Source organism: Rhodococcus sp. ARC_M6 (assembly GCF_022810305.1).
GTDB lineage: Bacteria > Actinomycetota > Actinomycetes > Mycobacteriales > Mycobacteriaceae > Rhodococcus_F.
On record NZ_JALGQH010000024.1, the window covers coordinates 1 to 13,365 of the forward strand.

The 13,365-nt window shown below is 62.8% G+C and carries 15 protein-coding genes; 9 read left to right on the forward strand and 6 right to left on the reverse strand.

Features of this window, described 5'->3' with window-relative positions; translation table 11 throughout:
• From MTX36_RS21350 to MTX36_RS21375, 6 genes are all read left to right on the forward strand, one after another.
• Positions 1–1,034: type IV secretory system conjugative DNA transfer family protein (locus MTX36_RS21350; RefSeq protein ID WP_243621708.1), on the forward strand; the 1,034-nt coding region annotated here is incomplete at its 5' end.
• Positions 1,031–1,795 (forward strand): DUF4913 domain-containing protein, encoded by a 765-nt coding sequence (locus MTX36_RS21355; RefSeq protein WP_243621710.1) that lies wholly within the window; start codon positions 1,031–1,033, stop codon positions 1,793–1,795. The genes MTX36_RS21350 and MTX36_RS21355, both read left to right, overlap by 4 nt.
• Entirely contained in the window at positions 1,795–2,607 is an 813-nt protein-coding gene (locus MTX36_RS21360; RefSeq protein WP_219468667.1) for a hypothetical protein, read from the forward strand. Before MTX36_RS21355 ends, MTX36_RS21360 begins: the two co-directional genes overlap by 1 nt.
• A 155-nt stretch (positions 2,608–2,762) precedes the next feature.
• Positions 2,763–3,239, forward strand: a complete 477-nt coding sequence (locus MTX36_RS21365) for a hypothetical protein (RefSeq protein WP_219468665.1) — start codon at positions 2,763–2,765, stop codon at positions 3,237–3,239.
• 211 nt (positions 3,240–3,450) lie between these two features.
• A complete protein-coding gene (locus MTX36_RS21370; RefSeq protein ID WP_065353053.1) occupies positions 3,451–4,206 on the forward strand; it encodes a Shedu anti-phage system protein SduA domain-containing protein in 756 nt (251 codons plus the stop codon).
• Between the two features lie 201 nt (positions 4,207–4,407).
• The gene (locus MTX36_RS21375) at positions 4,408–5,238 is read left to right on the forward strand and encodes a hypothetical protein (RefSeq protein WP_219468662.1); all 831 of its coding nucleotides are present in this window, start codon (positions 4,408–4,410) and stop codon (positions 5,236–5,238) included.
• A gap of 40 nt (positions 5,239–5,278) precedes the next feature.
• Here the strand turns inward: MTX36_RS21375 and MTX36_RS21380 are convergent, their stop codons facing one another.
• On the reverse strand, positions 5,279–7,039 hold the full coding sequence (locus tag MTX36_RS21380; RefSeq protein ID WP_219468659.1) for a relaxase/mobilization nuclease domain-containing protein: 1,761 nt from the start codon (positions 7,037–7,039) through the stop codon (positions 5,279–5,281).
• Complete coding sequence (gene mobC / locus MTX36_RS21385) at positions 7,036–7,434, reverse strand: plasmid mobilization relaxosome protein MobC (RefSeq protein WP_243621712.1); 399 nt, start codon at positions 7,432–7,434, stop codon at positions 7,036–7,038. The genes MTX36_RS21380 and mobC overlap by 4 nt, the downstream gene beginning before the upstream one ends.
• Before the next feature lie 588 nt (positions 7,435–8,022).
• Here mobC and MTX36_RS21390 point away from each other — a divergent pair.
• The 3 genes from MTX36_RS21390 to MTX36_RS21400 all read left to right on the forward strand — a co-directional run bounded on the left by MTX36_RS21390 (position 8,023) and on the right by MTX36_RS21400 (position 9,503).
• On the forward strand, positions 8,023–8,370 hold the full coding sequence (locus MTX36_RS21390; protein WP_219468657.1) for a hypothetical protein: 348 nt from the start codon (positions 8,023–8,025) through the stop codon (positions 8,368–8,370).
• Entirely contained in the window at positions 8,367–9,245 is an 879-nt protein-coding gene (locus MTX36_RS30295; RefSeq protein WP_243621715.1) for a CPBP family intramembrane glutamic endopeptidase, read from the forward strand. Before MTX36_RS21390 ends, MTX36_RS30295 begins: the two co-directional genes overlap by 4 nt.
• A 63-nt stretch (positions 9,246–9,308) precedes the next feature.
• Entirely contained in the window at positions 9,309–9,503 is a 195-nt protein-coding gene (locus MTX36_RS21400) for a hypothetical protein (protein ID WP_219468651.1), read from the forward strand.
• A gap of 137 nt (positions 9,504–9,640) precedes the next feature.
• On the opposite strand, the gene MTX36_RS21405 is transcribed toward MTX36_RS21400, so the two are convergent.
• The 4 genes from MTX36_RS21405 to MTX36_RS21420 form a co-directional block, all read right to left on the reverse strand.
• Positions 9,641–10,663: a DUF4192 family protein gene (locus MTX36_RS21405; protein ID WP_243621717.1), complete on the reverse strand. Its 1,023-nt coding sequence runs from the start codon at positions 10,661–10,663 to the stop codon at positions 9,641–9,643.
• 318 nt (positions 10,664–10,981) lie between these two features.
• Entirely contained in the window at positions 10,982–11,296 is a 315-nt protein-coding gene (locus MTX36_RS21410) for a hypothetical protein (protein ID WP_243621718.1), read from the reverse strand.
• Positions 11,293–11,631 (reverse strand): hypothetical protein, encoded by a 339-nt coding sequence (locus tag MTX36_RS21415; RefSeq protein WP_219468642.1) that lies wholly within the window; start codon positions 11,629–11,631, stop codon positions 11,293–11,295. The genes MTX36_RS21410 and MTX36_RS21415 overlap by 4 nt, the downstream gene beginning before the upstream one ends.
• 87 nt (positions 11,632–11,718) lie before the next feature.
• Positions 11,719–12,621: an ArdC-like ssDNA-binding domain-containing protein gene (locus MTX36_RS21420; RefSeq protein WP_219468637.1), complete on the reverse strand. Its 903-nt coding sequence runs from the start codon at positions 12,619–12,621 to the stop codon at positions 11,719–11,721.
• Positions 12,622–13,365 lie beyond the last annotated feature (744 nt).

Here is a 13,365-nt window from a genome sequence, read left to right on the forward strand (position 1 = left end):
CATTCTTCGATCCGGAAGGAAAGGATCTGTTGGCGGCACTGTTCCTGGCTGCGGCACTCGATCGCCGCCCGATCACACAGGCATATACGTGGGTCACGGACGTGCAGAACCAGGAAGCGGTGAAGATCCTTCGCCAACATGGGTACGGATTGCAGGCGGACGGCCTGGCCGGGCAGTACAACGCACCCGACAAACAACGCGGCGGTGTGTTCGGTACTGCCAAGAAGATGATCCGCTCGCTCAAGATCAGGACGATTCATCCCTGGGTGACGTCGGACGGTTTGTCCGATCCGCGGCCGCATTTCGATCCTCGTGAATTCGTTCGTTCCGGAGGCACGCTCTACAGCCTTTCCCGCGAGGGCAACGGTTCGGCCGGCCCACTGGTTACGGCGTTGACCGTCGCCGTGATCGACGCAGCCGAAGAACTCGCGACCACCTCGCCGAAGGGACGTCTGCCTGTTCCTCTCGTCGCTCCTCTCGACGAGGTGGCCAACGTCGTGCGCTGGTCCAAGCTGCCTAGCCTCTACAGCCACTACGGTTCACGCGGAATCATCATCATGGCGATCTTGCAGTCCTGGTCACAGGGCGTGGAGGTGTGGGGCGAACGCGGGATGAAGAAACTGTGGTCGGCGGCGAACGTCAAGGTCTACGGCGGTGGTGTCGCCGTCGATGACGGGGTGTTCCTTCGGGACATGTCCACCGCGATCGGTGACCATTGGGAGATCACCGGGTCGGTCACAGCCTCCTCGCAAGGCCGATCCACTTCCAAGCAGCGCACCAAAGTTCGTACGTTCACCGAATCCGAACTCGAAGCACTGCCACGTGGCCGGGCGATCGTACGTTCCTCCGGTAACCGGCCTGTGATCGTACGGACGGCGCCGTGGATGGCCGGCCCGCACGCCGACCAGATCAGGGCGTCAATCGAAGCCCACGATCCGGCAGCCCCGGCGACGTTGGCGGAAGCAGAAGAAGGCCTGTCCGAATGGCTCAAGCCAGACCACGCGGGGGCTGCGTGTGAGGCGGTGTCGCTGTGAACGCGCCGTTCGAGCCACCGCCGGAGGACGATTTCGATCCGGGCGAGGCTGACTATCTGCCGCCGGAAGATGCGGACTATCCACCCCCATCCGCGTACACGCCCCTCGGCGGGGGAGATGAACCAAATGTCGAAGCGCCGCTGAGCGAGAACCTCGAGGCGATGGTCGGCAAGGCAGTTCTCAAGCGCATCCAGAAGGAAGCCGACGCGATCGCTGAAGCGAAGTGGTCGGAAATCCTCACTCCGGAGCTGTACGCGCGACTCGAAGCCGCGGCGGCGGCGCGGTTGCTGGCGCAGCTCGAGATTTCGCTCGCCGATCCGGAACCGGAGTCGGAGCAGCCGGCAGAGCCGGAGCTGGTGTTCGGATCTGTGGAGGAGTTCGTGCGCGAACGGATCGCCCCTGTCTATCGGCGTGAGGTGATCGAGGGGTCGTCAAGGAACTGGTGCACGCAGTGGTGGAAACATGCCGAAGCTATCTCCCGGTTGGAAGCCCTGTGGCGCGCATGGGAGCGTCTGCGCCTGGATCCCTCGACCGGGATGAGTGTGTGGTGGCGCGATCACGCCGACCACCACATGGCGCAGCTTTTCGATCCAGAGGGCACGTTCAAAGCGTGCTCGGTCCGCAGCGGTCATGCCGGCGGCGACTTCGCGATCGTGCCCTTGCCGATTGAACCCGCACCGTCGTCGATGTTCCCCGACCTGCGTCTCTCCCCTGAATCCGCGCCCACAGCGGCGTCACCCCACAAGGAAGGCAACAACTGATGTCAGAGCACGACGAAATCGGTGAGGTTAATCAAGAGCTCACGCGCATGTTCCGGGTCGGTTTGCAGTCTGCGTCCCGTCTCGCAGAGCAGATGGGTCGCGCACGTGAGAAGCAGATCCGCGACGCCGAAGCCAAAAGCGTGCAGGCTGCCCGTGAACTGCGTGAGCGGCTCGTCGCTGAGCGCAGTGCGATCGAGGCGCAGCTACGTCCGGTGATGACGGACCGCTGGTGGGAGGACGCTTCCCATGCGCAGATCGCCGACAGCTGGCAGCAGGCCCGCGGCTGGCAGGACCACTCGCAGCCCGCGGCCGATGCCGCAGATCGCATCCGCAAGGAAGTCCAGACACGGTACGGAATAGATGCGGCCGCCCCCGGGATCGACCCGCGAGAAATAGAGAACCTGCTCCAGGCCGCCGAAGAAGCCAAGCGGGCCGCTGCCGCCGAACAGGAACTCGCCGAACGCGAGAACGTGAAGGCCTCAGAGCTGATGGCTGAGGCCGATCGGCTCGACAAGACGGCGACAGAGGCCGAAGGTACGCCGGCCGAAACTGAAATCGCCGAAGACGCAGACGCTCATCGGGCGGCTGCGGAAGCCGAGTACGACTCGGCTGAACGGCGCGATGCCCTCGCCGCCGACATGAACGCCGGAGGAGTGGACAAGGAAACGATCGGGGCCCGGATGACGGCCGACCTCGACCAGGCTAAGCATCCCCGAGGAGCGGTGCAGACCGGGACCGGTAAACCGCCGGTCGCAAGGAAAGGACGTCCGAGCAAGGGCCGCAGCCAGGAACGCCAACACGCCGGCCGATAGCCGACCACCCCGCGATCTACGAAGGAGACCGACCGATGTGGCCGTTCAAGCGACGAACAGTGCAGCAGAAGATCGACACACCATCATCCGAAACGAGCCCGCCGCCAGTGGCCCCGGAGCCCCGACCTGTCTCGGGGCCATCGAGGTGGCCACGCTTGGCGGCCCCGGACACGTACGGCCGATTCCTTACTGAGGAGGTCGGGCTGACTTTGATGATCGGCACGTTCAATCACGCGGTCATGTACCCGCATGGCGACACCGCAGTACGAGTACCTGCCATCACCTTGTCAGTGCCCCCAGGCTCCGGTTTCGACTTCGCCCACCCCGAGTACGGCTTCGGTGGCTGGATCGACCCGCCCGCTGAGCGCGTCCTTCGACTCTGGGCCGACGACCTGCTGACCATCTCGCACGGCGACGTGTGGCGATTCGTGGTTGCCGGGGAGGAACCGTTCGACCGTGAATGGGTCGAGACGATGTTCCCGCCGGCTCCTTCCGGTGACGACTTTATTCCCGAACGTGCGCTGGTCGTCGTGCAATTCGGTGACGCCCGACAAGGCGAGTTCGCATTGACGGAGCTCGAAACGTCACCGATGACGCTGACATATCTCGAGGACCTGAGGACAGAACCCTGAGATTCCTCCACCCCTTCATGACTCCGACTTCGGGATCCGTGCACAAGCGCGGATCCCGAAGCTTTGCCCGTCGACCGACCTCAGCTGCTGCCATCGGCGCGTTAGAGGAAGGCCGTAACTACTAATCGACACGGTTTGCACGTCTCACCGCTGAACAATCAGATTTGTCCGTAGAGTCACGGAAACTTCACTAAGTGCGAGGAGAAATTGCATGTCAGAGATCATTCCCGAGGACCCTTGCGACGAACCGAACGTCGATGACGTTTCACTGGACGAAGACGAGTGGGCAGCGATTCTCCAAGACCACAAAGATTACGAAGCGCGCAAAGCGCGACAAGCAGAGGCAGAACTATCGCTTACTGAATTTTCCGTCACGTGGGACACCATCACGCCCGACGACGTCGACGAATTTCGCCGCGCGCTCCACGACGCGAAAGACGAACGGGATATGCAGAAATTCTTGTCCTCCCGACCCCACCTGCTGGTGCAACCGCTAGCCGGTGGCCACGGGAGATGGGTCATTCCAGAGAAGAAATTCGGCGATCATTTCAGAAGCGACTACATGATCGCGGAGAACAGTTCACTGGGGTTTGAGTGGCTCGCGGTGGAGCTCGAAGGCCCGCAACGCAAGATGTTCAACAAGGATGGCCGCCCCAACACATGGCTTCTCCATGCCCTCCAACAGATCGACGACTGGCGCGGATTCATGGAGAGCAACCTCCAGTATGTAAGAAATCCTCGGCACAAGGATGGCCTCGGGCTCGTCGACATCCATTCCAATGTGCGTGGCCTTGTGATCATCGGTCGTCGCCACGAGACGCCTCCGCGTACGAACGCAACCCGACGGAGGCTCGCCGCCACTCGCAATGTCGACATCCACTCGTGGGATTGGCTCGTCGAACGCGCTCAAATGCGCTCAGATGAGCTGGAGGGCGGGCGTAGGAGAAGGGCCGAGGAATCGGATTAAGCCCGAAGGCCATAACAAGCCAAGGAGTCGATAGTGGTTGCCGACCGAAGAGTTGATTTCGGGTATGAACACTGCTGGATCATCTGTCCTTCCTGCAGGGATAGAACTCGGCTGACCTTTGAGCAGTACGTCACCGGTGAGCGAGTACGTTGCGTTCACTGTGGTGACACGGTTACAACGGAGGACGAGCACGATCTGGCAGTGTCAGCGCCTGACGATGTCGCTCTCGATCCGAGCGCTCTGTCGGGTGTGGCTTGGTACCACACCTCCACGTACCGCGAGTGGCCTCCGATGAACGACGAACCGACGGACTCGGCGATCCATCTTGGAACCTACGAGGCCGCTATCGAAAACATGTTGCGACGGATGCGTAACGAGTCAGATGCTGACTCCCAGTTCCACCTTCACAGAGTCACGCTTTGCGTCGATCCCAAAGACGTGACAGATGTGCGTGGGGAGGCCAGCAACTGGGTCGGTCTCACCGCTCAGTCGGTAGTGCGAGCGAACGGCCATCGTGTGCTGCGGTATATCAACCGCCATGAGCACAAGGGGTCGATCTCGCTCGCTGTCGTCCCCGCGGTGATCGCGACAGTGCAGACGGTCGCCATCCCATTTGCGACGTGCGATCGTCCGTGTGCGGCCGCGGCACAAGCAGCAATCGCGTATGCGTCCGAATGCGCCGCGATCGAGGCTGCACGTCCGGACACATCTGGAATCGGAAGGCTCGAGCGGCGATTCCCTAAGACCGCCAAGGACCCGAAGGTGGCCGCTATCGCTCACGCTGCAAAGGCCTGCGACGATGCCTCGTCGCAGGCCTTTGCGCAGTTTTCTAAAGCGTTAGAGGATTCCTATCTTGCAGGAATAGCGGCGCCCGTACGAACCATGTTCGTTGGTGCTCTTCAGTCCAAAAAGTTCGACAGCGCTACAGACTGGAACGAAACTTTCTGCCGTGTCGCTGAACTTCTCACTGCACCCGATCGTGTCATTGCGGCGCTCTCGACAGCACCGACTCGAGTCCCAACCGGTGACTAAAGGGCGCCTGGATCCGTCCGCCTCCTGATCTCTTTTCGCGCTAACGCTCGGTGCCGTGGTCCCGGTTCTTTCCCGCTCGGGCTTGTTCTCGTTGAGGATCGAGTCGGGGAGCAATCGGTGATGGACCTCGCTTCGCGGCTTCCCGTGCTGAGACAGGGAAGTCGCCAGCTGCGAGTGTTGCCGCGTCATCGGCGGTCGGTTCCGGCAGAGTGGGTGTCTCCGTCGTGATCTCGACTTCTGCAATCGGTCGTTCGAGGACCGTAACGCTACCTTCGGTCGCGACGTGCTCGACCTCCGAACGAGACTGCGGCATCTGCCGGTGGATCGCTTCGAGTTCCAAGCGCGAGGTCATCTCGAGGTCACGCGCCCGGCTCAAGTCGCCGGCTGCGCGATGTGCGGCGGCGATCGCTTCAACTGACTTGATCAGTTGACGCATCAGCAGCGCGTACGACGCTGCCTTGCCGAGCTGTGGGCTTGTTTGCATCAAGATCAGCGCCGCACCCCCGGCGGAGACGACGCCCGCCTTCTTCGGTGCATGCTGATGTGCAGGGATCTGTGAGGATCGGGCTAGTTGCTTCGCAGCGTGGGCAAGGGGTCCGGGTGTGGCCTCGGTGCGGACTGACCATGCGTCGAAAACGCCGGCGGTGCGGCCTGCCGCGCGTGCCCATTGCGCTCGGTCGGTGGCAGGAATCGAAGCAAGGTATTTGTTCCAGGCTGCGATGTCGCGGGCAGCTCGCTCCAATAGCTTCGGGTCGAGCATTTTCGCTTCACGTCCGGGGCGCGCGGCGGGACGCTCGCGCCGTGCGCTGCGCCATTCGTCGACGGCTTCCGATGATGCCGCAGGGGTGTCTTCCCATTCCTTGCGGAGCCGCGGGAGGGTCAAGTCTTTAGCCAGGTGCCCGCCGCCGTAGAAGATCGGTTTGGCATCGGCTCCGGTTGCATCGCGGTCGGGTCTGACGGCGACCTTGTATCCGACTACGACGTCATCGCGTCCGGAGGCGAAGCGAGGACGAACGATCAAACCTTGCCCGCGAAGCCGGCGTACGAACTCCGCTTCGGACTTCGACGATGTCGCGCAAGCACGCACGCGCCGTGCGAGGAGATCGCGGTCGAGTTCGGTCTGCCCGTTGCGTACTGCGCGTGCATTCTCGGCGCGGTGGTAGCCGCGTTCGCCGGTCTTGCTCTGACGGGATTCGATGACAGCGAGGCCGTGTTCGCGTTCGATACGTGCGGCCGCGTCGCTCGCTCGTTTCCAGTCACGGTAGAGGTTGACCTTCGTTCCGTCTTCGCGCACGGCGGAGGCGGCGATGTGGATGTGGTCGTTACCTTTCGCGGACACCCCGTGTCGGACGGCGACCCACCTCGCGGGGCTGCGCCCGGAGGTGTCGGTGAACCCCATTTCGTCCATGAACTCAGTGGCGATCTTGTTCCACTGCTCGTCCGTCAGCTCGCCTTCGGCGGCCTTGAGCGAGAGCGAGCAATGCCAGACATTGCCGTCGCGGTACGGGTCGATCGGGTCGCGGACCTTCTTGCCGTGACTGTCACGGACGTCCTGGCCGGCATCGTCGCGTAGGTAGTTCGGGATCTTGATTTCGGTGCCGAACACTTTGCGTGGCTGGTCGATCTGCTTGCCGATCGCGAGAGCGTCGACGCCGCTGAGTTCGTTGTCGTCGTGCCACGCCATGATCGCGTAGTCACCGGCGACCAGGTGCGGGTCGGTGTGCTCGTTGCTCTTGCCCGGACCAGCGAGGTACGACATCAGTCCGGTGACTTTGGCGCCGCGGGAAATCTTGACGATCACGGCGCGGACATCTCGTCGAGGGTGCCGTGAATTCGGTCCGCCAAACGCCGCACGCTGACCAGTGCGCCGTTCAGTTCGGCCGGGATCTCTCCGGTTGCGTTGGTAGCTTTCGCTATCTGGTTGATGTTGATCGAAATCGCCGACAGCAACCGAAACGCGGAGAACAACTCCGCGGCAAGATCGCGCCGATCGGTGGCAGTTTCCCCGGAGTCGGACAGGGCGGACTCGACCATCAACCGCGCCACAGTGATGCGCGCTTCCTGCGCACGGCGCAGCAACTCGGACTCCTCCTCGGGAGTCACCTTCACCACGTGCCGGCCAGCTCGACCGCCCGGCACATTCTCCCGGCGTTCACGACGGAACCGGCGGGGTCGATTGACCTCGTCTTCACTCATGTCCGTCGTGCCTCCCTTCGGCCCAGCGCAGCGCCCCCACCACGTGGGGCTACACGCCAGTGTCTCAGGTCCAGAGCGCAGCGGCAAGACCTGAACCAACTTAGGGCACCTAAGTTGCTATCTTGCTCTGCCGGTGCTTAGATTTAGGGGTCACTTCCGTCCTGAGTCTCGTCCCCGAAATCTCAAAAGCGCCAGGACGAGCCTGCGAGTTCCTCCGGTCTCGAATTCGTCCCCATTTGGGGGCTGGTCCCGATTGTGGGTGCCTGAGACGCAGCGGAGCGGAGAGGGAAATCTCGGGCATCCACATGAGGATCGGAGCAGTCCCGATCTGTGGTCGAATCTCGGAGAAAAGAAGATGCGCCGCGCGGAGCGCGTCGATACGCAGTTCGGGTAGTTGATGTTGCCCACAGGTAGGCACCGGGGTTCTCGGCATTGGGCACACACCAGATTCCTCCGCTCCGCGTCTGGTGTGCACACAACGCCGCCCCGGACACCCACCCGTGGACAACGGGACGAGTCTCGGCGAGTTGCGCTTAGCGCACGTTCAGTGGTGCACAGGCGGGCGAGATTTCTCCTACGATGTAGCGCATGAACACGACACCGAACACACCAGACTTCGACGCACTCGATGCAGCTATCAAGGCGGAAGCCGAAGAGAAGATGAAGATCATCCGTGTGGTGGCGACCGCACACAAGGAACTGCTCGATACGCGCGAGGAGTTCGCCCGCAAGGACGCCGCGAATACGGGGAAACTCGATGCGGCCTTGACCGAAGCGCTGCGCGTCGGATTCACCGAAGCCTCGATTAAGCAGTGGCGTGTCACTGGTGACCGTAAGACTGCCGGAAGGCGGTCGAGCACGAAGAGGGTTTCGTCGAAGAAGTCTGCCGATTCGGCGGTCGCGGCACCGGCAGTCAGCCCGAAGAGCAACGAGTGACAGGCGGACTGCCGAGAGTCGCCGAAGATGAGGTTGGCTCTCGCAGTTCGATGCCCCCGCGGCCGTCGCGCCGTATGGCGCTACATCTCTGGCAGGAGCGAGTACTTCCCGGGCGTGTCTTCGATCGCTGTTTTATTGGTGTCGCGCTCGGCGTGACGATTGCGCTGTCCGCTACCGCTGTCGCCAATCCGAAGATCGACATCATGATCCTGCTGCCCCTGAGCGGCGTCGTATTCACTGTTCTCGTCTGGGAGTCGCGAAAGTCTGGATCCCGACGACCGAAGTTTGATCGTGGTGAATGGTCTCGAACAGGCCGCTGGATGTGGGTCGGGGTTCGGAGATCTCTGAAGTGGCTCGGGTTCGTGGTTCCCCGACCGTCTTCGCGCTCTCCAGTGTGGGTGCGAGTAGCTGTGTGGGGTGTGCTCCTCCCTTCGCTTCTCGGTTTGGGCTTGTTTCTGATGTGGTTCGCGATCGGGTCCCTCGATCCTGAGCTGTTCACTGTGACCGATCCCGAACAGATTGCGGCGAGACAGCAGCGACGTGATCAGTACCTGCGAGGAGGAATCCTCACAGCACTGGCTACAGCGTTCATCGGTGCGGCACTCGCGGAGGAAGTCATATTCCGGTCAGTCGTGTTGGCGGTGCAGCGTGCGCGACCCCGGAACTGGGTCCTCCTGACAGGGATCTCACTGCTGACCGTGGTGGCTTTTGCGCTCGTTCATTCAGACTTCGGTACCGGCAACGTCGTCAACGCTGGTGTGAACGCAATAGCGTTTACGGCCATCGCGCTCTACACGCGCTCGTTATGGCCGGCGATCGCAACGCACGGCGTCTACAACGCGATCATCATGGTCGGGAACTATCTGACGATGTGACTACTGCCCGATCTTCACGTGGAGTTTGATGTACGACCGAAAACGAATCGAAAGGATCTGAGTATGGCTGAGGAGCACACCATCAGTACCCGCTCTGCATTGGAGTCGACGCTGTATCAGGCAACGAAGCATCTGCGTGTGATCACTGCTGCGGATCTCGCGGCCGTCGTCGACGGTCACACCGTTGAATCTGAATCGGCAGTGCCGATCGACATTGCGTTTCCACCACCGGGGAACACGGAGCATTTGTTCAACTGACATCCGGTGCGCCGCGCTGCAATGGTGGCGTACCGAGATACTGGCGCAGCGCTTGTTCGGGCTCGATGCCCGAACAAGCGCCACCGCATACGGGAGCGGCCCCGACTTCTTCGCGAAGTCGGGGCCGCTGCCGTTTTTCAGCTGTCGAGGTTGTCGACGCCGACGCCGAAGGATCGCGCTGCCTCCGCGCTGATCGCGTGCAGCTGCGTGGTGACTGCGGCGGGCGAGACCGCGTGCTCGAGTGCAAAGTCGAGCAAGTTACGCAGCGGGGTGTCGTGCTCGCCGTTGCCTTCGATCACTGCGGCTTGCGCAGCCTCCAGCGCGATACCGGTACTGGGTCCGTCGCCGCTGATGTATGAGCAGTACGCCGCGACGGTGAGAATCTGAATTCGAGCGTTGCCGCGTACCTGGCGGGCGATGGTCGCGAACGCATGGGCGGCTGCGTGCTCGTTTCCGTTGGCGGTGAACAGCAGGGCATCACGTGCGGTGGGGCTGATCGTGGCGCACAGTCCGACACGGCCGGCCAGCTCGGCGTCCGGGTTGCCGCGTGTGCGGATGAGTGTCACGAGTTCGGTGACGGTGTGGCGAACGAAGTCCGGTCCCTGTGCGTGCAGCGCTGCGTGTGCGGGTGCGGTGTCCGCTTCGACGGTGACGGCGTAGCGGGCGGCGATGTCCTCGCGTGAGGCTGCGGTGCTGCGGCCCTCTTCGACGGCGTTGTGAATGCTCAACGTTGAGGCGTTCGGGTCTTCGGTGAGTCCGGTCGCGTACGTGTCGAGGTCGGTCCACAACGCTCCGGCTTCGAGCGCGGTGACGTGCAGGGCGAGCATGTCGTGGATTCCGGCGTCACGGAATCCCTGGCGCAGGATCGCGATCTGGTCGAGCGCGATGACTGCGGCGGCGTCTTCGGCGACGGCAACGCAGATCGTGGCGGTGGTCTCGGCGCGTGCGGCGGCTTGGAGGTACGGTGCGGGATCGAATTCGGCACCCTCGCCGGTGGCGGCGTCGGTGCGCGTGACAAGGGCAATCTGTTTGGTGGTTCGGCCGTCGACGATTTCGTCTTTGAGCATGATCACGATGACCGATGCGGTCGGGATGAATCCGAGCATGGTGGGGATGGAGGCGAGTACCTCGGTGGCGGTGTTCAAACGGATGCGCTGCATGTCGTTCCCCTCGCTGATGAAAGTGACCGGGCCGGGTGCCCCGCCAATTTTTTTCGCCTGCTGGCAAAGGAGAATCGCGTCGGCATGAGGGGGCCGGAGTGCCACCCCTGGGCCGAGAAAATTTCGGCGGGAGCTTGCGAGTGACGAAAATTTCTCGGAGCCATCGGCCGGCGCTTGCGCCGCCAGGGGTTGCGCGCAGGTCACCGCCGACGAGAATCGGAAGGCCAGAAGGAGAACAAAAAGATGTTCTTCATCAGGACGTAGCGCAGCGGAGTTCATTTCGGGGGACGCCGAAGGTGGCCGGCCGCCGGGCAGGCGTCACCTTTGCGCCGGCCGCGCGCAGTCGCAGCACTCCCACTGACCACCGACCCGGGTACAGGTGCGGCGTTGCTCGCACAGCCAGCATCGTTGATTGCGTCGGGTCAACTGCTGCGGTCCGGTCGCGGCGGGCCGTGGGGGTTCGGTGGTCTCGGCGCGCTCTCGCTCGGATACGGGCCTGATCATGTCGCCGAAGATGCGACGGCACTGCGAGCAGATTTCTCCGTCCTCGGCCACGATGTTCGAGCATCCCGCGAGAACGCATCCGGTGAACATCTGCGGATCCACCATCGCCTCTGCCTTCGGGGCGCTCACCACCGGAACCGGATTCCGTGCGGTGCGGCGGCGCGCTCGACTCGGCCGTAAACCCGATTCACGCGTGAGGGTGCGATCTGTCCGGCGTCGTAGGCGCGGCGGGTCGCGACGGCGAGCAGGGCGACGGCTTCGCGGGCGCTCACTTCGTGCGCGAGGGTGAGCCACCCGATTTCGGCTTGCATCCCTACCGCGCTCGTGGCGGCGGTGATCTTTGCGGTCAGTGTCTCGAGGATCTCGGCGGCCGCCATTCCTGAGGGTGTAATCGCGGGGTACGCGGCGTCGATGGTGTTGCTGTACATCGTGTCGGCGCGCAGCTCGTCGGTGGTGGTGCTCATGTCGTTGCCCTTTCGTAGACTTTCGGGTGCGACACCGGGCGGCCTCTTACCGCCCGGTGTCGCACTGCGTTTGCGGGGTGCTGCCGTCTATGCGGCTGCGGTGTCCTCGGCTTCGTCGGCGCGGGGTTCGAGTGCCTCGGCGAGGGTGTGGACGGTCGCCAGGACTGCGCGGGCTGTGTCGGTGATGACCTCGAGGTCTCCGTTTCCCCATCCGGCGATGTAGCCGATGCTGTAATCGGTGGTATCCAGTCCGAGTAATCCGGCCAGGACGTAGGCGACGGATTCGGCTTCCACTTCGGCGCGGCCTCGGTGCAGCTCGGCGGGCTCGATGTCTCCGCTGGCGTGCATGAGCGCGTGAGCGGCTTCGTGAATCATCGTTTTCGCGGCTTGTGCGTCGCTGATCGTGTCGTCGACGATGATGCGGCGTGATCCGTCGAGGCTGGTGCGGCCGTTCGATTCTCCGGCGATGTGCTCGCGGGTGACGGTCCATCCCTGTTCCGTCATCACCTGTGCGATGCGGGTGTAGATGGCGGCGGGGTCTTCGCCTTGCAGTCGGGTGGTGATGGTCTCGGCTGCTGCTGCGGGGTGCCCTTCGATCGGATCGGTCTGGGCGATGTCGAACACGGACAGGATCGGGAACCGTGCTGCTCGGCGAGTGGTTTCCTCGCCGGTCTCGGTGTCGGTTTCGGTGATCTTCTTGGTCGAGTAGCCGAAAATCTTGATCGACTTTTCGCCCTTGCGGACCTGGCGTCCGAGTTCCTGCCACTTGCGGAATCCGGCGACCTGGCTCGCGTCCGGCGCCTGCGAGAAAATCAACATCACGTTGTTGAAGCTGTACGCGTGGAACGCTGCTGCGGCGGTCAGGTAGGCGGCCCATGCATCGGTGTCGGTGAGCTGGGCAACCTTCGCGGTGATGCTCTCGTGCAGTGCGGCGGCCTGCTCGCGGCGCGCTGCGCTCTTGTCCGCCGTGGTCTTCGCCTGTGCGCTCATAACTGGAACCTCCGCTGATCCGGTGGCGTCCCCCTGCTCGGTGGCCGCCAATTTTTTTGCCCTGCTGGCAAAGGAGAATCGCGTCGGCATGAGGGGGCCGGAGTGCCACCCCTGGGCCGGGAAAATTTCTCTGCGAGCGTGCGAGTGCGGGTTGAGAAAATTTCTCGGAGCCCTCGGGCCGGCATCGCCGCCAGGGGTTGCGCGCAGGTCACCGCCGACGAGAATCGGAAGGCCAGAAGGACAAACAAATCAACGCTTTTCGCTGGTGCGGAGCGCAGCGGAGCTCAATTCGGAGGACACCGAAGGTGGCCGGCCGCTGGGCAGGCGCCAACACACCGCCGCAACGGGCCTGGCGTTCGCACCTCCCACTCGGTGCGCTGGCGGGGTGATTGTGCGGGAGCGACGGAGGCCGGCCACGTGTGGTGTCGCGGTAGCTCTGCTCTCGCGGTGAGTTCCCTGAAGAGAAACGGCCTATTTAAACTCGCTCGTATTCTAAGAGGGGATATCTTTTAGCCCTTGTTAGTAAATACGCCACGATGCACCCAGCTTGGAGTGCCGGAGCATTATTATCGTGTCTGTACGGGCAGCTGAGAGCCAATTCTTGCCGGGTGTATCAATTCAGTCTCGCGACTCCGGGAAGCTCGCAGATTGTCGGTGTGACCTGGTACGATTGCTCTACCTTCTCGAAAAATCGGGAAGGCCAGGAATCCCAGAAAGAACGGAAGTGCACCAGAAGTGTGTGGA

Coding starts and splice junctions, on each gene's coding strand:
- MTX36_RS21400 (WP_219468651.1), top strand. CDS start 9,309: ATGGCTGAGGAGCACACCATCAGTACCCGCTCTGCATTGGAGTCGACG.
- mobC (WP_243621712.1), bottom strand. CDS start 7,434: ATGAGTGAAGACGAGGTCAATCGACCCCGCCGGTTCCGTCGTGAACGC.
- MTX36_RS21360 (WP_219468667.1), top strand. CDS start 1,795: ATGTCAGAGCACGACGAAATCGGTGAGGTTAATCAAGAGCTCACGCGC.
- MTX36_RS21420 (WP_219468637.1), bottom strand. CDS start 12,621: ATGAGCGCACAGGCGAAGACCACGGCGGACAAGAGCGCAGCGCGCCGC.
- MTX36_RS21390 (WP_219468657.1), top strand. CDS start 8,023: ATGAACACGACACCGAACACACCAGACTTCGACGCACTCGATGCAGCT.
- MTX36_RS21405 (WP_243621717.1), bottom strand. CDS start 10,663: ATGCAGCGCATCCGTTTGAACACCGCCACCGAGGTACTCGCCTCCATC.
- MTX36_RS21370 (WP_065353053.1), top strand. CDS start 3,451: ATGTCAGAGATCATTCCCGAGGACCCTTGCGACGAACCGAACGTCGAT.
- MTX36_RS21415 (WP_219468642.1), bottom strand. CDS start 11,631: ATGAGCACCACCACCGACGAGCTGCGCGCCGACACGATGTACAGCAAC.